This is a genomic window from Sporosarcina aquimarina, assembly GCF_019748715.1.
GTDB classification, from domain to species: domain Bacteria; phylum Bacillota; class Bacilli; order Bacillales_A; family Planococcaceae; genus Sporosarcina; species Sporosarcina newyorkensis.
This window is the reverse complement of sequence record NZ_JACLBZ010000002.1, coordinates 174357-192406: the sequence shown is the minus strand read 5'-3', so window position 1 is coordinate 192406 and position 18050 is coordinate 174357. Positions and strand designations below refer to the sequence as shown.

The 18050-nt window shown below is 43.5% G+C and carries 25 protein-coding genes; 21 read left to right on the top strand and 4 right to left on the bottom strand.

Annotated elements, in window-relative coordinates:
* Positions 1-210 precede the first annotated feature (210 nt).
* From H7J92_RS01175 to mtnN, 9 genes are all read left to right on the top strand, one after another.
* Positions 211-483, top strand: a complete 273-nt coding sequence (locus tag H7J92_RS01175; protein WP_040758807.1) for an IreB family regulatory phosphoprotein — start codon at positions 211-213, stop codon at positions 481-483.
* Positions 480-899 carry a Holliday junction resolvase RuvX gene (gene ruvX / locus H7J92_RS01170; protein WP_009496964.1) on the top strand — a complete coding sequence of 140 codons (420 nt, stop codon included), beginning with the start codon at positions 480-482 and terminating at the stop codon, positions 897-899. Before H7J92_RS01175 ends, ruvX begins: the two co-directional genes overlap by 4 nt.
* A gap of 11 nt (positions 900-910) precedes the next feature.
* Positions 911-1201 carry a DUF1292 domain-containing protein gene (locus H7J92_RS01165; protein ID WP_009496963.1) on the top strand — a complete coding sequence of 97 codons (291 nt, stop codon included), beginning with the start codon at positions 911-913 and terminating at the stop codon, positions 1199-1201.
* Positions 1202-1289: 88 nt separating this feature from the next.
* Complete coding sequence (mltG, locus tag H7J92_RS01160) at positions 1290-2426, top strand: endolytic transglycosylase MltG (protein ID WP_221835050.1); 1137 nt, start codon at positions 1290-1292, stop codon at positions 2424-2426.
* Between the two features lie 32 nt (positions 2427-2458).
* Complete coding sequence (locus tag H7J92_RS01155; protein ID WP_221835049.1) at positions 2459-3127, top strand: O-methyltransferase; 669 nt, start codon at positions 2459-2461, stop codon at positions 3125-3127.
* Positions 3124-3759, top strand: a complete 636-nt coding sequence (gene udk / locus H7J92_RS01150; protein ID WP_343228061.1) for a uridine kinase — start codon at positions 3124-3126, stop codon at positions 3757-3759. Before H7J92_RS01155 ends, udk begins: the two co-directional genes overlap by 4 nt.
* 208 nt (positions 3760-3967) lie before the next feature.
* Positions 3968-4444: a transcription elongation factor GreA gene (gene greA / locus H7J92_RS01145; protein ID WP_078816518.1), complete on the top strand. Its 477-nt coding sequence runs from the start codon at positions 3968-3970 to the stop codon at positions 4442-4444.
* A gap of 115 nt (positions 4445-4559) precedes the next feature.
* The gene (locus H7J92_RS01140) at positions 4560-5222 is read left to right on the top strand and encodes a DUF1510 family protein (RefSeq protein WP_009496958.1); all 663 of its coding nucleotides are present in this window, start codon (positions 4560-4562) and stop codon (positions 5220-5222) included.
* Between the two features lie 263 nt (positions 5223-5485).
* Positions 5486-6178, top strand: a complete 693-nt coding sequence (gene mtnN / locus H7J92_RS01135; RefSeq protein ID WP_009496957.1) for a 5'-methylthioadenosine/S-adenosylhomocysteine nucleosidase — start codon at positions 5486-5488, stop codon at positions 6176-6178.
* 466 nt (positions 6179-6644) lie between these two features.
* Here mtnN and sigK read toward each other — a convergent pair whose 3' ends face one another.
* Positions 6645-7343 (bottom strand): RNA polymerase sporulation sigma factor SigK, encoded by a 699-nt coding sequence (gene sigK / locus H7J92_RS01130; RefSeq protein WP_040758142.1) that lies wholly within the window; start codon positions 7341-7343, stop codon positions 6645-6647.
* Between the two features lie 135 nt (positions 7344-7478).
* Between sigK and H7J92_RS01125 the strand changes: the two genes are divergently transcribed.
* The 11 genes from H7J92_RS01125 (at position 7479) to H7J92_RS01075 (ending at position 16090) form a co-directional block, all read left to right on the top strand.
* Positions 7479-8015, top strand: coding sequence for a YqeG family HAD IIIA-type phosphatase (locus H7J92_RS01125; protein WP_078816520.1), 537 nt, complete (start codon positions 7479-7481; stop codon positions 8013-8015).
* A 2-nt stretch (positions 8016-8017) separates the two neighbouring features.
* Positions 8018-9118, top strand: a complete 1101-nt coding sequence (yqeH, locus tag H7J92_RS01120; protein ID WP_221835048.1) for a ribosome biogenesis GTPase YqeH — start codon at positions 8018-8020, stop codon at positions 9116-9118.
* Between the two features lie 37 nt (positions 9119-9155).
* A complete protein-coding gene (gene aroE / locus H7J92_RS01115; protein ID WP_221835047.1) occupies positions 9156-9983 on the top strand; it encodes a shikimate dehydrogenase in 828 nt (275 codons plus the stop codon).
* A gap of 2 nt (positions 9984-9985) precedes the next feature.
* A complete protein-coding gene (yhbY, locus tag H7J92_RS01110) occupies positions 9986-10276 on the top strand; it encodes a ribosome assembly RNA-binding protein YhbY (RefSeq protein ID WP_221835046.1) in 291 nt (96 codons plus the stop codon).
* A gap of 10 nt (positions 10277-10286) precedes the next feature.
* Complete coding sequence (locus H7J92_RS01105) at positions 10287-10871, top strand: nicotinate-nucleotide adenylyltransferase (protein ID WP_009496951.1); 585 nt, start codon at positions 10287-10289, stop codon at positions 10869-10871.
* The gene (gene yqeK, locus H7J92_RS01100; RefSeq protein WP_009496950.1) at positions 10846-11418 is read left to right on the top strand and encodes a bis(5'-nucleosyl)-tetraphosphatase (symmetrical) YqeK; all 573 of its coding nucleotides are present in this window, start codon (positions 10846-10848) and stop codon (positions 11416-11418) included. The genes H7J92_RS01105 and yqeK overlap by 26 nt, the downstream gene beginning before the upstream one ends.
* Positions 11419-11421: 3 nt before the next feature.
* On the top strand, positions 11422-11766 hold the full coding sequence (gene rsfS, locus H7J92_RS01095) for a ribosome silencing factor (RefSeq protein ID WP_009496949.1): 345 nt from the start codon (positions 11422-11424) through the stop codon (positions 11764-11766).
* Positions 11763-12503: a class I SAM-dependent DNA methyltransferase gene (locus tag H7J92_RS01090; RefSeq protein ID WP_221835045.1), complete on the top strand. Its 741-nt coding sequence runs from the start codon at positions 11763-11765 to the stop codon at positions 12501-12503. Before rsfS ends, H7J92_RS01090 begins: the two co-directional genes overlap by 4 nt.
* A gap of 107 nt (positions 12504-12610) precedes the next feature.
* Entirely contained in the window at positions 12611-13231 is a 621-nt protein-coding gene (locus tag H7J92_RS01085) for a helix-hairpin-helix domain-containing protein (protein ID WP_009496947.1), read from the top strand.
* Between the two features lie 13 nt (positions 13232-13244).
* A complete protein-coding gene (locus H7J92_RS01080; RefSeq protein WP_221835044.1) occupies positions 13245-13808 on the top strand; it encodes a ComE operon protein 2 in 564 nt (187 codons plus the stop codon).
* Between the two features lie 17 nt (positions 13809-13825).
* The gene (locus H7J92_RS01075) at positions 13826-16090 is read left to right on the top strand and encodes a DNA internalization-related competence protein ComEC/Rec2 (RefSeq protein ID WP_221835043.1); all 2265 of its coding nucleotides are present in this window, start codon (positions 13826-13828) and stop codon (positions 16088-16090) included.
* A gap of 65 nt (positions 16091-16155) precedes the next feature.
* On the opposite strand, the gene H7J92_RS01070 is transcribed toward H7J92_RS01075, so the two are convergent.
* Both H7J92_RS01070 and H7J92_RS01065 read right to left on the bottom strand, forming a co-directional pair.
* A complete protein-coding gene (locus H7J92_RS01070; RefSeq protein ID WP_040758137.1) occupies positions 16156-16290 on the bottom strand; it encodes a YqzM family protein in 135 nt (44 codons plus the stop codon).
* A 120-nt stretch (positions 16291-16410) separates the two neighbouring features.
* The gene (locus H7J92_RS01065) at positions 16411-16578 is read right to left on the bottom strand and encodes a hypothetical protein (RefSeq protein ID WP_009496943.1); all 168 of its coding nucleotides are present in this window, start codon (positions 16576-16578) and stop codon (positions 16411-16413) included.
* A gap of 124 nt (positions 16579-16702) precedes the next feature.
* On the opposite strand from H7J92_RS01065, the gene holA reads away from it, so the two are divergent.
* On the top strand, positions 16703-17710 hold the full coding sequence (gene holA, locus H7J92_RS01060) for a DNA polymerase III subunit delta (RefSeq protein ID WP_009496942.1): 1008 nt from the start codon (positions 16703-16705) through the stop codon (positions 17708-17710).
* A 45-nt stretch (positions 17711-17755) separates the two neighbouring features.
* Here holA and rpsT read toward each other — a convergent pair whose 3' ends face one another.
* A complete protein-coding gene (gene rpsT / locus H7J92_RS01055) occupies positions 17756-18007 on the bottom strand; it encodes a 30S ribosomal protein S20 (protein ID WP_009496941.1) in 252 nt (83 codons plus the stop codon).
* Positions 18008-18050: the final 43 nt, after the last annotated feature.

Here is an 18050-nt window from a genome sequence, read left to right as displayed (position 1 = left end):
ATTTCACATCTCTAGTTGATTGGAGCGTAGGGCGGCGACTCCTAGGGGATCAGCGTGTGTCTTGAGACCCCGCAGGAGCGAAGCGACGAGGAGGCTCAAGCCACGCCCCCTGGAAAGCGTCCGCCCGAAGCGGAAATCAACGGTGTCTAGGAAGCGAAAGAACGATTGGTTGGTATACACATAATGGAATCGGAAAGCGGGGTGTCGAGTATGAATTCATCTGATGAAACGATGAAATTCAACTTTCCAGAGGAATCAATGGAGGAAGAAGTCAAAGCAGTCATGCTCCATGTCTACAAAGCATTGGAAGAAAAAGGTTATAACCCGATCAATCAAATCGTCGGCTATTTACTATCCGGAGATCCAGCCTATATTCCGCGCCACGAAGACGCTCGCAGTCTAATACGAAAGTTAGAACGAGATGAAATTCTCGAAGAATTAGTGAAGTTCTACATTCGAGAGAATAGAGGAAAAGCAGAATGAGAATAATGGGATTGGATGTCGGCACGAAAACAGTCGGCATCGCAATTAGTGATGGTCTCGGATGGACTGCTCAAGGCATCGAGACGATCAAAATCAACGAAGAAGAAGGTCTTTTCGGTCTTGAGCGGATCGAAGAACTAACTAAAGAATACGAAGTACATGAATTTGTCGTCGGCTATCCTAAAAATATGAACAATACAATCGGCCCGAGGGGACAAGCCTCTGAACAATACGCCGAAAGTTTACGCGAGAAATTTGGTTTTCCAGTTGTTCTTTGGGATGAGCGGCTGACGACGATGGCTGCCGAACGTGTCTTAATCGAAGCGGATGTAAGCCGTAAAAAGCGGAAATCGGTGATTGATAAAATGGCAGCTGTCATGATACTTCAAGGGTATTTGGATTCAAAAAAAATTTAGAGGTGATTAGAATGGAACACGGACAAGAAACAATGACAATAGTTGACGAGAACGGTGAAGAGCATGTTTGTGAAGTGATCTTAACATTTGATTCGAAAGAATATGAAAGATCGTATGTACTTTACCACATTTTAGACGGTGAAGAAGTGGACGATGACGAAGATGTCGAAATCCACGCATCTGCTTTCATTCCTACGGAGGAAGGCGAAGAAGGCGGAGAATTACTCGAAATCGAATCCGATGAAGAATGGGATATGATTGAAGAAGTATTGAATACTTTCCTTGAAGAAGAAGGCGACTGAGAGTTCTATTCATGTGACGGACGGAATGGTGCGGACCGTTCCGTCTTTTTTAACTTAATTCAGCAGTAGTGAAAAAGAGGTGAGGGTTATGGAAAAAGAGCCCCAAAGAAAAAAGGAAGTTATGTTTCAACGGATGCTTGAACAAAAGGAAGAAGTGAGGACAGTTCGAAAAATCGTGTTTTGGATCGTATCCGTCATTCTCGTGATTGGGATAATTGGCGGTTTCTCTATCTATACATACATAAAAGGTGCATTAAAGCCAGTTGATCCGGACTCTGAAAAAGTCGTAGAAGTGGTCGTACCGATTGGTTCTGGGTTGGATACTATTTCTGAGATTCTGGAAAAAAAGGGCGTTATCAAAAGTGCTCGAGTGTTTAAATACTATGCAAAAGTAAACAATGAAGCAGATTTCCAAGCTGGAACATATGGTCTTACTAAATCTATGACGCCTGATGAATTACTTCAGAGTTTGAAAACAGGTGTGGTGTATCGAACGCCTGCCTTCACGCTGACGATACCGGAAGGCTTGACGCTAGATCAGATCGCAGAAAGGACAAGCGCAAAGGCATCGTTCACAAAAGAGGAATTTATGGATTTTGTAACGAGTGAAGACGCCGTTTTGCGATATATGACGAAGTATCCCGATATTATTACCGAAGAAATACAAAAAGAAAACATTCGCTATGCTCTAGAAGGCTATTTATTCCCGGCCACGTATCCATTTTATGATGAGTCGCCGTCAGTGGAAGAAGTAGTGGATACGATGGTGGATGCAACGGTGCAAAATATCATTCCGTTCCAAGGCTTTTTAGAAGAGAAAGAAAAGTCCGCGCACTGGCTATTAACGTTTGCTTCCCTGCTTGAAAAAGAAGCAACGAGCAAAGCAGATCGTGAAACCATCGCCAGTGTGTTCATTAACCGAATGGATGAAGGTATGCCTCTGCAAACAGACCCTACTGTTTTGTATGCTTTAGGAGAGCATAAAGACCGTGTATTACTCGAGGATCTAAAAGTGGAAAATGCATACAACACCTATCAAAATAAAGGATTGCCACCGGGTCCTATCGCCAATGCGGGAGCCGCGTCCTTACAAGCAGCTGTCGAACCTTCCAAAACAAAGTATTTATTTTTCTTGGCAGATAAAGATGGTGTGAATCATTTCGCGAAGACTTATGAAGAGCATTTGGAAAACAAAGCTGAGTATATTGATAGTCAGCATAAATAAGAAATAAGAAGGTTCTATAAAGGAGAAATTATATGGCGGATTACAGTGCCTATATTAACGGTTTTGCCAAAGAGAAAGAGCCGCTCATTCTTGAAATGGAGCGCTATGCGGCAGAACACCGCGTACCGATCATGGATGATACAGGTTTGAATACGTTGATTGGACTGCTTCAAATACAGCAGCCAAAAAGAATTCTAGAAATCGGCAGCGCAATTGGCTACTCGGCAATCCGAATAGCTCTAGCGTTTCCTGAGGCGATAATTTATACAATTGAAAGAGACGCGGAACGTTATGCGAAAGCTGTCGAGCATATTGAGCGAAGCGGTTTACAAGAACGTATTCAAATCATCCAGGATGATGCTTTGGTATTTGACGAAAAGAACTTGCCAAAGCAACCATTTGATACCTTGTTCATTGATGCGGCAAAAGGACAATATCAAAAGTTCTTTGAAAAATATAGTCCATTGATCAGCGCAAAAGGTGTAATTTATTGTGATAATATGTTCATGCATGGTATGGTGCTGTTGAAAGATGCAGAAGTACCGAAACGAAATCGCACGATGATTCGCAATCTGCAAAAATTCACTGATTGGGCAATGAACCATGAACGTTATGAGACGTCTCTTCTGCCCATTGGAGATGGAATTTTGATTGGGGTCAAGAAAAACGAATTAGAAAGCAGCAAAGGGGAATCGCTGTGAAGAATAAGCCTGTTGTGATCGGCATTGCCGGAGGTTCCGGCTCCGGTAAAACGAGTGTCACCAAAAAGATTCATGAAGTGTTTCAAGGTCATTCCGTTGTAGTCATCGAGCAAGATGACTATTACAAAGACCAATCACATTTAGCATTTGAAGAACGGCTGCAAACGAATTATGATCATCCGCTGGCATTCGACACTGATTTATTAATTGAACATATCAACCGGTTATTGGAAAGACAATCGATCCAAGTACCGACATATGATTATACATTGCACACTAGGTCTGCGGAGACGAATTGCGTGGAGTCACAGGACGTGATCATTTTAGAGGGGATTCTCGTGCTCGAGGATGAACGTCTGCGTGATTTAATGGACATTAAATTATTTGTCGATACGGATGCAGATATTCGGATCATCAGAAGATTATTACGCGATATCAATGACCGAGGTCGAAATGTGGATTCGGTCATCGAACAGTACTTATCCGTAGTTAGGCCAATGCATAATCAATTCATTGAACCAACAAAAAAGTATGCCAATATAATCATTCCTGAAGGCGGAGAAAATGCGGTTGCTATCGATTTGATGGTAACTAAAATAAAAACAATTCTTGCTTCTGCAGACGAAGTATAATATGATGATGACATAATTTTAAATTAATTCAACGTAGACCTTGTCGCTATAAGCTATTGGAAGGATGCACGGTCTACTGAAATTCAGTTAGCCTAAACTGAATTGGAGTAAGGTAAACGTAAACAATAATAGTTCCACTATGTCACATACCTGAAGTTGGTGTGGCATAGTATTTTTTATGAACAGAAATTTGAGGAGTGTTGTTTAAATGGTTTCAGAAAAAAAATTCCCTATGACGGTATCGGGTAAACAAAAGTTAGAAGAAGAGCTAGAATATCTTAAGACGGTAAAGCGTAAAGAAGTCGTTGAACGTATCAAAATAGCACGTAGTTATGGCGACCTATCGGAGAATTCCGAGTACGATTCAGCGAAAGAAGACCAAGCATTTGTTGAAGGAAAGATTTCTTCATTGGAATCTATGATTCGCAATGCAGTGATCATAACAGAAGATGAGTTGAACAACGATGAAGTGCAATTAGGCAAAACGGTGACGTTCAAAGAAATTCCAGATGGAGAAGAAGAGACGTACACGATTGTCGGTTCCGCGGAAGCGAATCCTTTGGAAGGACTCATTTCGAATGATTCTCCTATCGCTAAGGGATTGATTGGACGAAAGAAAGATGACAAAGTAAAGATTTTAACTCCCGGCGGCGAAATGTCAGTTGAAATACTCGAGATAAAATGACAAATGTACCGTCTTCTCACTGGCAGAAGACGGTATTGCTTTTTTTGAAACCAATTGGTCGGCTAAAACGTCTGATTGGACAAGAGTATATGCTGTGTTTAAGGAGATGTGATAAATGGCAGATCGAGAACCTAATTTTTCCAGAATGTCACGTAAAAAAGGGAATAAGGCAAATAAGATATTAAACATTTTAATCGGCATCGTTGTATTGCTCATTTTAATTGTCGGCGTCACATTTATTATTGGCGATGACAAGGAAGAAGCAAGCAAAGATCAGAAACAGGAGCCGCAACAGACTGAAGAGGCACCGGATGACAATGTGCTCGTGGAAGAGCAGCCGACTGAAGACGACACAGAAGAAACAAATCCGGATGAAGATACCAATGTGGAGGACGAAGAGGAGGAAGGCGGCAAGATCGTTGACGAATCCGAATCCCTTACCGTCACTCCATCTAATGACAGTGCTGTTAAAGAGACGATAGTGAATTCAAATTGGAAACCAATCGGAACAAAACAAACAGGTGAGCACGTTTCTAAATATGACGGGGAATCTGATGATTGGCACGAGAAAAAAGCAGCGATTTCATACGCCACAGGCCTTCCTGAAGACCAACTGATCTACTGGCGCATCCAAAACGGTGGAAGCCCCCAAAAATCAGAAGGCATCGTCTCAAGTCTGGACAAATCAGAGAAATACAAAGTCTACATAGAATGGGTAGACGGCGAAGGCTGGACACCAGTAAAAATGGATGTTCTGAATACATTGGAGACGAAATAGACCTACACTATTTATTATGAGTGGCTATGGTTTGTTTTTATTTCAATACCAAAAAGCGTTACTAGTTGATTGGAGCGGAGGGCGACTCCAGGGGGATTAATGTGAGCCTTGAGACCCCGCAGGAGTGTAGCGACGAGAGGCTCAAGCCGCGCCCCCCCCGGAAAGCGTCCCGCCCGCAGCGCAAATCAACGATGCCCTGAACATACACAATGTTTTAGGTTTTATTATTTTAATGGAAACAAACTTTCGAAGGAGAGAGAACAATGAAAATAGCTATCGTTGGAGCCATGGAAGAAGAAGTAGAAATACTGCGCCGTGAAATCGGCATTGGGAAAATTACTACTATCGCCAACTGCGAATTCATCGAAGGAAAAGTTGGCAAACATGAAGTCATCGTTACAAAAAGTGGTATTGGTAAAGTAAACGCTGCTATGGCTACGACCATTCTTTTGCAAAACTACAAGCCGGACATCGTACTAAATACAGGTTCAGCAGGCGGTACACATCCCGACCTCGAAGTAGGGACAATTGTAATTTCCGATTACGTCCTTCACCATGACGTAGACGTCACGGCATTTGGCTATGAACTCGGCCAAGTACCTCAACTTCCTGCTACGTTCCCTTCAGATAAGGAATTGATCAATCTGGCAAAGGAAACAGTTACAGAGTTGGATACATACAAGCACGCGGTAGGAACGATTGCGTCTGCTGACGTATTTATGTCTGATGCTGATCGAGTGTTGTCAGTAAAAGAGAAATTTCCGCGAGTCATCGCTGTCGAAATGGAAGCAGCAGCCGTTGCTCAAGTGTGTTATCAATTCAACACAAAATTCGTAGTCATTCGTGCGCTCTCCGATATCGCAGGGAAAGAGTCGTCTATCAGTTTTGATGAATTTTTACCACTTGCAGCAAAACATTCGTCACAGATTGTTTTACGCGTCATCTCGAAACTTTGATTCGGTTATGGTAAAATTAATTAGTAGACAAAGCATATGATAGTTTCGTCGAAAGGAGGGACAACCGATGGGATTCCTTATGGGTGGTGCATTTGTAGTAACAGCAATTTTGGCGGCAGTAATTTTACGTGAGGTCAAGGCGGACTGACAGCTGCCGAAGGCTATATCTTTGTTCAGTGCGTATTTGTACACATGCTGAACAGGATATAAAACCTTATTCCTCTCTCTATTTACAGGGCGAGAGGTTCTGCTGAATAAAGATAAACAAAGCGTTTCCGATGTGCAGGGACCCCCGGAACCCCGGGACCCTGGCCAGTGGAAACGCTTTTTAAATTCAAAAGCTGCAAACGCCGTGTAAGAGACGACAGGCATAAGGCTAAACAGCGAAGTGGCGACCTTTGGAACACCCAGCTGTTTTGACTTATGATCCTAATCTCTGGCGTTTGCAGCTAGCCGAATCAGAAACTCATTGATACTCATGCTTAAAAGATTGATATAATTTCACAATGGCTCTTTTCTCAATACGAGAAACATAACTACGGGAAATATTCAATTGTTTGGCAATCTCTTTTTGGGTCATTGGTTTGTCGTCGAGCAAGCCATAGCGTCGTTGGATAATCTCCAGCTCTCGGGCATCGAGCTTACCCAAATGCTTATACAAGCGCTCTTTTTGCTCGTTCTGTTCAACTGTGGTTTGTGGAGGAATATCATCTGTTTGGAGAAGATCCGCGATTTCTAAGGATTGGCCGTCTTTATCGAGGCCGATGGGTTCATAAAGGGAGACATCTTTCTGGACTTTCTTCTGTGTTCGCAAATACATAAGAATTTCATTTTCGATACAGCGAGCGGCATACGTTGCGAGTTTCGTCTTTCGGTCAGGTGTGAAACTGTTGATTGCTTTCATCAAGCCGATGACGCCGATGGAAATATAATCGTCCAACAACTCATGTTTCGGCTGAAACTTCTTCACGATATGAGCTACTAACCGCATATTGTGTTCAATCAACTCATCGCGCGCACTTTCATCGCCTTCAGCTAATCGTCTCAGGCACTCTGCTTCTTCCTTTTTTGAGAGTGGGCGAAGGAACGCTTGCCCTCTGATATAGCCGAGTAATGCGGGGATCTCTAACCACAATTGCACGACGGCCATGAAAAACCCGCTCATGTGACCACCTCCGATTCTTAATACTTCAACATATGCGAAGATGTAAGGGACTATCACCCGACAAGAAAACCGGGGAATTTAGACATAGGAGTGCGTGTGGAATACGCAACTATGTTATAATCAGACAAGAATTTGATGCAGGGCGGAGAGGATAACGTGTTAAAACATTTTTTACCGAGTGAATATGTCAAATCGGTGTTGCATATCAAGCCGGAAAAGCTTGTGAAACAAGGCATTAAGGGCATCATTACCGATCTGGATAATACACTTGTTGAATGGGACCGTGCAGATGCTACGCAGGATATTATGGCGTGGTTCAAGTCGATGCACGATGCAGGTTTACAAATTACGATTGTTTCCAATAATCATATAGAACGCGTGAGTCATTTTTGTGATCCATTAGGCATTCCGTTTATTTGTGAAGCACGGAAACCACTGAAACAAGCATTTCATCAAGCAATCGCGACATTAGGATTGCCAAAAGATGAAATTGTGATGATTGGTGACCAGCTGTTGACAGATGTCTTAGGTGCGAACCGGGTCGGTCTGCAGACGATATTGGTCGTTCCTGTAGCAAGCTCTGATGCGCCTATTACGAAATTCAACAGAGCGATTGAACGAAGGATTATGGCAAGGTTTAAAAGAAAAGGATTGATCACGTGGGAGGAGTAAATTTGGAATCGATCAAATGTATTGGATGCGGGATTGCGATCCAGACGACAGATAAAACAGCAGAAGGCTTTGCACCGCCTTCCTCTTTAGAGAAGGAAGATGTCATTTGTCAGCGCTGTTTCAAATTACGAAACTATAATGAATTGCAGCCGGTGTCCTTATCGGGAGATGACTTTTTAGCGATCTTGAACGGTATTGGTGAAAAAGACGGACTGATTGTCAAAGTGGTCGACATCTTCGATTTTAACGGCAGCTGGATCAATGGGCTGCATCGTTTCGTCGGCAAGAAAGACATTTTATTGATTGGCAATAAATCCGATATACTGCCGAAGTCGATCAATCCGAAACGTGTGACCAACTGGATGAAAGCCGAAGCGGCAAAATTAGGATTGAAACCGATCGATGTCCTGCTTGTATCTGCAGTGAAAGGTACAGGGATGTCGGAAGCGCTCGACGCCATCGAGACCTACCGTAAAGGCAAGGACGTCTACGTCGTGGGCTGTACGAATGTCGGGAAGTCCACATTCATCAACCGCATTATAAAAGATGCGACAGGCGTACAGGATGTCATAACAACGTCCTACTTCCCGGGTACAACACTTGATGTTGTGGAGATTCCGTTGGATGACGGCAAGTCCTTAATGGATACACCAGGCATTATTAACGATCATCAAATAGCACATGACCTGGACGCCAAAGACTTGAAACTCATCACACCTAAAAAAGAGTTGAAGCCGAAAGTTTATCAGTTAAATGCTGAGCAAACTTTATTCATTGGTGGTTTGGCTCGCTTTGATTTTATCGCAGGAGATCGTTCGTCATTCAATATCTACGTAGCGAACGGTCTGCCGCTGCATCGGACAAAATTGGAAAATGCGGATGAGCTCTATCTCAATCATCTGGGGGACATGCTGTCTCCGCCGAGTGCGGCTTCACTTGAGAAACTGCCGCCACTCGTTCGTCATGAATTTTCAATTAAAGAAGCGAAGACGGATGTCGTTATTTCAGGTCTTGGCTGGATTACGATTCAGCATGCGGATGTACAGGTAGCTGTGCATGCACCTAAAGGCGTGAATCTGATTATACGACCTTCATTGATTTGAGGTCCGCAAATAGCTTATGAGACGGAAGGGGATAGCAATGAAGAAATGGTATGCTGTTTTAGGCGACCCGATCGCACAATCGATGTCACCGACGATGCATGATCAGTGGTTTGGACAGAGCAATCTGAATGCAACCTATGTGCCGATCCATGTAGAGCCGCAAAATCTTGAGCAGGCGATTCAAAGCTTACGTACGCTCGGCTGCAGTGGATGGAATGTCACGGTGCCGCATAAGCAGGCGATCCTTCCGTTCCTAGATGAAGTGGACGATTCAGCAAAACTCATGGACGCAGTCAACACGGTCTATCAAACAAATGACGGGAAACTGATTGGTACCAACACGGACGGTGCAGGCTTTGTGAGATCGTTGGAAGAGTTTGCGGGAGACGACGGTGTAGATGCACCTGTGCTGATCATAGGAGCTGGAGGTGCGGCGAGAGGAATCGCATTTGCACTGCAATCTGCTGGCTACGGTCCTCTCTATTTTGCAAATCGGACAGCTTCCAAGGCGGCAGAACTGGCTGCACAAATGCGGAATGCGTACGTTTTCTCGATAGAGGAAGCGGAACAACGGCTAGGCAAATTTGGTCTCGTCGTCCAGACGACTTCTGTCGGGATGAATTTTGCGCAGGAAGGTGTGCCGTTAAATCCTAAAAACATAGCAAGAGATGCAATAGTGGCGGATATTATTTATAATCCGCTGGAAACAGAATTTCTACAGGCGGCAGAACAAGCAGGCGCGCGTATTATGAATGGTGTCGGGATGTTTGTACACCAAGGTGCACTCGCTTTTGAAAAATGGACAGGCGTCTATCCCGATACGAAAAAAATGATTGAAACGATTACAATGAAAGTTGGCGGGTAAACATGTTAACAGGTAAACAAAAAAGATTTTTGCGCAGTGAAGCACATCATTTGCAACCATTATTCCAAATTGGGAAAAGTGGTTTGACAGAAGCGATACTGGCGCAAATTGATGAAGCGCTGGAAGCACGTGAACTATTGAAAGTCAGCGTCCTTCAAAATTGTGAGGAGGACAAGAACGAAATAGCAGAACGAATTAGCGCGTTCAAAGGAATCGAAGTAGTGCAAGTCATTGGTAATATCATCGTCTTGTACAGAGAATCGAAAGAGAAGAAACGCATACTACTACCATAAGGAGAGTCGGATGAAACGAATCGGCATTTTAGGTGGAACATTCAACCCGCCTCATACAGGGCATTTGTTGATTGCAAACGAAGTACGGTATGCAGGTGATCTAGACGAAGTGTGGCTGATGCCGACTGCGGTTCCACCCCATAAAACTGCGGCTGGAGACGCTACAGCGGAGCAACGTTTGCACATGGTAAAATTGGCAGTGGATGAGATAGAAGGATTGCGTGCTTCGTCTTTTGAGATTGAGCGCGGCGGTGTATCTTACACATACGATACGATGTCGCAATTGATCCAAGATGAACCGCAACATGAATTTTATTTCATCATCGGTGGCGATATGATCGATCAGTTGCCGACGTGGTACAAAATTGACGAGCTGCTGCAAATCATCAAGTTTATCGGCGTGAAGCGTCCTGGCGCCGTGAGTGCATCTGATTTTCCGGTCCAAATGGTGGAGACGCCACAGCTTGATTTATCTTCCACTTTGATCCGCCAACGCTTTTTAGAGGGAGGAACAGTTCAATTGCTGCTCCCTCCTGCTGTCGAGGCATACATTCGAGAGGAGAGATTATATGGATCTTCAACAAGTTCGAAATGATCTGAAGCAGCGTTTACCGCAAGAACGCTATGAACATGTCCTGCGTGTAACTGCGACTGCTGTGGAGTTAGCCAAAGAGGTAGGCGTGTCGGTAGAAAAAGCAGAAATCGCCGGACTATTCCATGATTACGCTAAGTTCATGGATAAAGAGGAATTACATGATTTATTGAAACAAGATCAAGAGTATGATTTGTATTCACAATATCATGCCGAGTTATGGCATGCGCCAGTAGGAGCATTGCTTGCAAAAGAGCGATATGGAGTAGAAGATGAGGACGTTCTTCAAGCGATTCGTTTTCATACGACAGGTCGGGCAGGAATGTCACCTTTAGAGAAAGTCATCTATATTGCAGATTTAATCGAACCGGGCAGGAAGTTTCCTGGGATCGAAGACTTACGGAAACGCATCAACGGTCAATCATTAGAAGATCAAATGACGGAGTGTATTCAACATACACTTAAATTTTTAGTTCATCAGTACGCAGTCATTTTCCCTTATTCATTTGATTGCTATAATGAACATGTACGCAGAAGAAAGGAACAGTGAAATATGCCAACTTTATTGGAATTAGCTTATCAAGCAGTAGATAGTAAAAAAGCAGAGGATATTGTCGTGTTGAATATGGAGGGCATTTCATTAATAGCCGACCAATTCATCATTTGCCACGCAAACTCTGAGCGGCAAGTACAAGCGATCGCGCGCGAAGTCGTAGATCAGGCAGCAAAAGAAGGTTTTACTGTCAAGCGGATGGAAGGATTTGATTCTGGACGCTGGATATTGGTCGACTTATTGGATGTAGTTGTACACGTATTCCACAAAGAAGAACGCGGCTTCTATAATCTTGAAAAACTTTGGGGAGACGCGCCGTTATTAAACGTGGCAAATGAACAATGAGTTCTTCCTATCAAGAGTTCGCTCATATTTATGACGAATTAATGAATGATATCCCATATGACGCCTACATCGATTTGCTCGATTTGGCGTCTACTGGCGTTGTGGGGAAAAAAGTTTTGGATATTGGCTGCGGTACGGGTTTGTTATCCGCGATGCTATCAAAAAAGGGTGCGAGTGTCACTGGTGTCGATCTATCCGCAGATATGTTGGAAGTTGCTTCGAACCGTGCCAGGTCGCTTGGGCTCGATATTGAATTCATTCAGCAGCCAATGCAACAACTGGAAGTGGAAGATACATACGATATTGCGGTCATTTCGATTGATTCGTTAAATTATGTCATCTCTCAAACTGATGTGAGAGAAACATTCCGCCGAATTTATAAAGCGCTTGGCAAGGATGGCGTCTTGCTGTTTGACGTTCATTCGATTTTCAAAATGGATGAAATCTTCTTGGAAGGGCCGTTTGTTTTTGATGATCAGCGCATCACATATATGTGGCAAACTGCTCCTGGTGACGAAGAGCATTCTATTTATTCGCAGCTTGCATTTTTTGTCAGACAGGAAAATGGATTGTTCAAACGATTTGACGAAGTACATATGCAGCGCACGTTCTCGGTTACCGAGTATGTTGGGATGCTCAATGATGCCGGCTTCCAGATCGAAAGGATTTTTGCAGATTGGGAAGATGAACCGCCGACGGATGAAAGTGAAAGAGTATTCTTTCAAGTGCGTAAATAACCCTTCCAAAGTTTGAGAAAATCGTTTATAGTTAAGGGGACTCCATACGGTGCTGAAAGAAAGGATGTTGAACTATCCGTTCATTCATTACCGAAAAATGGCGTAAATTGATCATTCCTATTGCAGCACTCGCTGTACTTTCCTTCGTTCTGTTCTTTCCCCGAGAACAAATGGATTCAGTATCCGTAGAACAAGGACAATCCCTTTTTGAAACGTTAGAAGTTGTTGAACCAATTGAAGAAGTCGTACCACCTGTTGAATTAGTGGCAGAAGCAGTGTCTGTTGCGATTTTGGTTGATGTTAAAGGTGCTGTGAAACATCCAGGTCTCTATTCTTTGCAAGAAGGAGATCGTTTGCTTGATGCTGTGCAAAAAGCAGGCGGTTATACGGAGGAAGCAGATACTCGTTTATTGAACCATGCACAGAAATTGTTGGACGAGTCAGTGGTCTATGTACCCGTTGCGGGAGAAGAACCGCCCGCCTATTCGCAGCCCGCGGCAACTGCGGTTTCCGCTACTGGCGGCACACAGACAGCACAGGTGAATATCAATACAGCCAATGAAACGGAATTTCAAACGCTGCCTGGCGTAGGTCCGTCAAAAGCGGCAGCAATCGTCCAATACAGAGAAGAGCATGGTGCTTTTAAGCAATTGGACGATTTGAAAAATGTCTCAGGAATTGGCGATAAAACATTTGAGAAATTAGAATCATCTATAACACTTAATTGATGGAGGCGACCGTATGGAGCGAATTACTTGGGACCAGTTCTTCATGGCGCAAAGTCATTTGCTGGCGATGCGCAGCACATGTACCAGGCTTTCAGTCGGGTCCATCTTGGTGCGCGATCAACGAATTATTGCAGGGGGTTACAACGGATCAATATCTGGCGGTGACCACTGTATTGAGCATGGATGCTATGTGGTAGATAATCATTGTGTACGGACGATCCACTCTGAGATGAATGCCTTGCTGCAATGTGCGAAATATGGCATACCAGTTGCGGGAGCATCGATCTATGTGACACATTTTCCTTGTTTGCAGTGCAGTAAGGCATTGATTCAAGCGGGGATTCAGCGTGTCAACTATGCAACGGATTATCGCAACAGCGAATATGCCTTGGAGCTATTTGAGCAAGCTGGAGTAGAAATTGAAAAAGTTTCGTTTGATGAACGTTCGATCGACTTCGCGAGTGAAGATAAGTTTGCTTTGTTCAGTGAAATGCTGACAAAAATGCAGGCGCTTGGCGCCGACGATGAAGAATTGGATGCCCTTTCGCAAAGGGTGAATCATTTATTTGGCAACTGATCCGATCGATACGATGGATGTATATAGCGATCCTTATAGCGATTTCTGCATTTGCAGCTGAGCTCTCAGGGTCGCTTTTATTACTGAATTTATTATTCCTCATTCCATTCCTCTTTTTGCGCAGAGATTTTCTGCATCTCTTTCTTTGCACTGCAACTGTATTTCTTTCATTTTATTATTTCTCCCATAAGACATCATCTCTTCCAGACCACTCTTCAACTGTTATTTTTCAATGGAAAGATCAAGCGAAAATAGATGGCGGCAAAGTAAAAGGTTTCGCACGTTTGGTAGATGGCACGGTTGTGTATCTGATGTATCCATTTGAGTCAGAACATGAGAAGGAACGTTTCCAGTCGATAAATTTGGCGGCTTACCAATTTACTGCCGTGGTGCAGCAAAAAGATTCGGAACCAGCGGCGCATCCGTATGCGTTTGACATGCAGCGCTATTTACGAATGAATGGGGCTGCAGGTATTCTAGAAGTGACAGAACTTCAATCAGGAGAACGTTTGTCCACTGTCCGCTCAAGATTATCCTATTATCGACATGATATAAAAAAGCATATTGAGATGAATTTTCCACAGTCACTCGTTACAGAAGCGGAAGCTTTGCTGATAGGCGATCGTTCAGGTATGACGGAAGCGTTGCAAAAAGAATATCGGACGCTCGGGATCACACATTTATTTGCCATTTCAGGGCTGCATGTAGGATTGCTGACTTTTTTCATCCGGGAAATTTTGCTGCGTCTTGGTTTTCGCAAGGAATGGGTGACGTATTGTCTGTTGATCTTTCTTCCTATCTATGCGTGTATTGCGGGTGGGGCTCCTTCGGTATGGCGTGCAGTGACAGTGACGATGATTCTCTTGCTCGCTGCATCGGGAAGGCTGAAGCTGCGCCTCGATGATGCGCTTGCATTGAGTGCGATGGGTTTTGTTTGGTTGCATCCGTTTATCGTCTTTCAGCCAGGTTTCCAACTTTCTTATTTAGCCGCATTTTCGCTGCTCTATTCATCTAAGATTCTCACAAATGCAAAAAACAGCCTGCATGTCTCGTTTTTAGTGACGGTCATCACGCAAGTGGCATTGTATCCTGTGCTCTTATACCACTTTTTCGAACTGTCGATTTCTTCGTTTGTGGCCAATTTACTTTATGTACCGCTGTATTCTGTCGTCATTCTGCCTGCAAATCTCGTTCTGCTTGCTTGCAGCTACTTGTTACCTCCTTTGTCAAACACACTCTTCATTGTGTATGAACCATTTCGCCAATGGATTGGAAGTATGACGTCTTGGTTCGCTTCATTGCCTTGTCAGGTCTGGACTCCCGGGCAACCGGACGGAATCGGTGCAGCTTTGGCCGTGGTAGGTATTTTACTGTTTTTGGTCTGTCTTGAAAGGAAGAAATCGATTGTTTTTGGCGTGATTTGCTTGCTCATGCCAGCGGTTTATTTAGAATTCAAGCCGATATTGCATACAGATGTTATTGTTTCGTACGTAGATGTCGGGCAAGGGGACAGCACGATCATTGAAATGCCTTTTCGGAAAGCAGTTTATGTAATCGACACAGGGGGAGTGATTCATTTTGGCGAGAAGAATTGGAAGACGCCTGAACAGTCATTCGAAGTCGGCAGGAACATTGTCGTTGCGTATCTGAAGGCGAAAGGCATCACGACGATCGATAAGTTGATCATTACACATGCAGACCTCGATCATATGGAAGGAGCGGATGAAGTTTTAGAGGAACTGCGGGTACGGAAAATTCATATTCCACCCGGGAGCGAGCGAGAGAAAACGATGGATGAAGTGCTGCGATTGGCGAAGCAGAAAAATGTCCCGGTTCAGTTGGTTGGTGAAGGGGCGCATTGGAAACTCGGGACTTATCATTTTCAATACCTTGCACCTGAAGAAAGAGAATATGATGGGAATGATAGCTCGTTAGTGATGATGATGGCAACAGAAGACTTGTCATTTATCTTTCCTGGAGATTTAGAGTCGGATGGAGAGCAGCGATTTTTGCGCAGATATCCAACAACGGATTTTGGGCGAGTAGTTTTAAAAGCCGGGCATCACGGCAGCAAAACATCGAGTACTGAGCCGTTCATTCGTTTCTTAGAACCGGAATTCGTCGTAATTTCTGCAGGTAGAAATAGCCGTTACGGACATCCGCATGCCGAAGTAGTTGAGCGGTTTGATGAACATGGAATTCCATATTGGTCAACAGCGGAGAGAGGTACAATCGAAATTCGAGTGAAAGATCAGTCATACAGTGTTTCTTCCAGTCGATAGAATCCTTAAAATGCAAATAGACACAGCCGCCAAGAGACGGTTGTGTCTATTTTATCCAATATTGATTAGCGGGCGACGATATCGATGATCGTAGCAACAACAAAAATTGCAGAAAAACCGATAAACGATACTATAAAGCCGATGCCTGAATCAATCGCGTCATTCCGTTTTGATTGGACATCATGTTCAAATTCATTCATTGCTACACCTCCTAATTCCATACTAAGTATAGAGGAAAGTGAATGAAAAATCCATAAAAATTGCAGTTTAATGGCGGTTCATTGACGGATGACACAATTTGTTCAAAGACTGTATGGCTTTTATCCGTAGTATTTATCCTTTTCAGCAGTTTCTCGATGGTTCGGTGTCATCGGTTCATGTTTTGGCTGTAAGTGACCCAGTTCAGTCAGCTCGTTTGAAATTTCTTCTCTTTCATTCGTTTTAGCTGGTGCACGATGGTCTGTTTTCTTTCGTTTGTTTTCTGTCATCAATAAAACCTCCTTTTGAAGTTAGTATGGAGAACGTATTGATTTTAATGTATAGTGGACAAAGGTTTTTGCGTAAAGCTTTTTACGTTATACTAAAAGATAGTTGTCAATCGAGGTGAAGAACATGGTCACAAAAATATGGAATGAGATTGAAAAAGGTAAGATCCAGTCCGTTTATCTGCTAACCGGGACGGAACAGCATTTGATTGATGAAACAGTGAAAAGGTTAATCCGTGCGGTGCCGGGAATGACTTCTTCTGAAGTGAATCGTTTTGACCTGGAAGAGCTTCCGATTCAGGCGGTGCTCGAAGTAGCGGATGAACTGCCTTTTTTAGTCGAACATAAATTAATTGTTGCGAAGAACTGTTCATTTTTGAAAGCTACCGATAACTCGAAAGAGAAACAACCGCATCAACTGGAATTATTGGAAAAGTGGTTGGAGAATCCATCTCCTACTGCGACGGTCGTCTTTGTGGCGCCTTATGAAAAGCTCGATGCGCGCAAAAAAATCACTAAGAAGATTAAGAAGCATGCCGTTGTAGTGGAAGCGGAGACGCTGCAAGGTCAGGATCTGACCACTTGGATTATGCAGCAAGGAACAGACAAAGGAATTAAAATTGATAAAAAAGAAGCTGCTTTTCTACTTGAAATGGCGGGTACAGATTTGCTGACGTTATCGACGGAAGTGGAGAAATTGGCCGCATACTTGTCTTTTGATGGGATCGTGACGATTGAAATGATCGAACAATTGGTGGCGCGGACTCCTGAAATGGATGTATTTCGTCTGACTGACTCGTTTGTAAATGGCAGAAAATCGGAATCACTATCGGTTTATCACGACTTGCTTCGTAACGGAGAAGAGCCTATTATGCTGGCGTCATTGATTGCAAGCCAAGTCCGTCTAATGATTCATATAGTGAATTTGCGTAAAAAAGGCTATCAGCAACAGCAAATTGCTACTACGCTTCACGTTCATCCGTATCGGGTCAAACTGATGATGCAGAGAAATCTGCCTACTTTGCAGATCCTTTTAAAGGCATTGGATGATTTAGCGACAATCGATCTTCAATTGAAGACGACAAGCGGCAATCGGCAGAGAAGATTGGAATTGTTTTTACTGAACGGATTATAATAAAGAAAAAAAGACTGCCCACATAGGCAGTCTTTTAACAGTTCATTATTGAGCTTTTTTAGTTAAGCGTGATTTTTGACGAGCAGCAGTGTTTTTATGGATAAGACCTTTACGGGCAGCAGTATCCACTTTTTTCACAGCGTCTTTCAAAAGCGCTTGTGCGTTCTCTTCGTTATTAATTAGAGCAGCGTCCGCTTTACGGATTGCTGTACGCATAGCAGCTTTGACATGAGAGTTTTGCTCATTAGCAGCGCTACTTTGTTTCACGCGTTTAATTGCACCTTTAATGTTTGGCATTTCATTCACCTCCAGCTTTCAGGTAAGGCAAGAGTGTTTCCAC

Coding starts and splice junctions, on each gene's coding strand:
- H7J92_RS01080 (WP_221835044.1), top strand. CDS start 13,245: ATGGAGCGAATTACTTGGGACCAGTTCTTCATGGCGCAAAGTCATTTG.
- H7J92_RS01090 (WP_221835045.1), top strand. CDS start 11,763: ATGAGTTCTTCCTATCAAGAGTTCGCTCATATTTATGACGAATTAATG.
- H7J92_RS01175 (WP_040758807.1), top strand. CDS start 211: ATGAATTCATCTGATGAAACGATGAAATTCAACTTTCCAGAGGAATCA.
- yqeK (WP_009496950.1), top strand. CDS start 10,846: ATGGATCTTCAACAAGTTCGAAATGATCTGAAGCAGCGTTTACCGCAA.
- rpsT (WP_009496941.1), bottom strand. CDS start 18,007: ATGCCAAACATTAAAGGTGCAATTAAACGCGTGAAACAAAGTAGCGCT.
- H7J92_RS01070 (WP_040758137.1), bottom strand. CDS start 16,290: ATGAATGAATTTGAACATGATGTCCAATCAAAACGGAATGACGCGATT.
- H7J92_RS01065 (WP_009496943.1), bottom strand. CDS start 16,578: ATGACAGAAAACAAACGAAAGAAAACAGACCATCGTGCACCAGCTAAA.
- H7J92_RS01155 (WP_221835049.1), top strand. CDS start 2,459: ATGGCGGATTACAGTGCCTATATTAACGGTTTTGCCAAAGAGAAAGAG.
- H7J92_RS01125 (WP_078816520.1), top strand. CDS start 7,479: ATGCAGGGCGGAGAGGATAACGTGTTAAAACATTTTTTACCGAGTGAA.
- greA (WP_078816518.1), top strand. CDS start 3,968: ATGGTTTCAGAAAAAAAATTCCCTATGACGGTATCGGGTAAACAAAAG.
- ruvX (WP_009496964.1), top strand. CDS start 480: ATGAGAATAATGGGATTGGATGTCGGCACGAAAACAGTCGGCATCGCA.
- yhbY (WP_221835046.1), top strand. CDS start 9,986: ATGTTAACAGGTAAACAAAAAAGATTTTTGCGCAGTGAAGCACATCAT.
- H7J92_RS01165 (WP_009496963.1), top strand. CDS start 911: ATGGAACACGGACAAGAAACAATGACAATAGTTGACGAGAACGGTGAA.
- holA (WP_009496942.1), top strand. CDS start 16,703: ATGGTCACAAAAATATGGAATGAGATTGAAAAAGGTAAGATCCAGTCC.
- H7J92_RS01075 (WP_221835043.1), top strand. CDS start 13,826: ATGTATATAGCGATCCTTATAGCGATTTCTGCATTTGCAGCTGAGCTC.
- sigK (WP_040758142.1), bottom strand. CDS start 7,343: ATGAGCGGGTTTTTCATGGCCGTCGTGCAATTGTGGTTAGAGATCCCC.
- mtnN (WP_009496957.1), top strand. CDS start 5,486: ATGAAAATAGCTATCGTTGGAGCCATGGAAGAAGAAGTAGAAATACTG.
- aroE (WP_221835047.1), top strand. CDS start 9,156: ATGAAGAAATGGTATGCTGTTTTAGGCGACCCGATCGCACAATCGATG.
- rsfS (WP_009496949.1), top strand. CDS start 11,422: ATGCCAACTTTATTGGAATTAGCTTATCAAGCAGTAGATAGTAAAAAA.
- H7J92_RS01140 (WP_009496958.1), top strand. CDS start 4,560: ATGGCAGATCGAGAACCTAATTTTTCCAGAATGTCACGTAAAAAAGGG.
- H7J92_RS01105 (WP_009496951.1), top strand. CDS start 10,287: ATGAAACGAATCGGCATTTTAGGTGGAACATTCAACCCGCCTCATACA.
- mltG (WP_221835050.1), top strand. CDS start 1,290: ATGGAAAAAGAGCCCCAAAGAAAAAAGGAAGTTATGTTTCAACGGATG.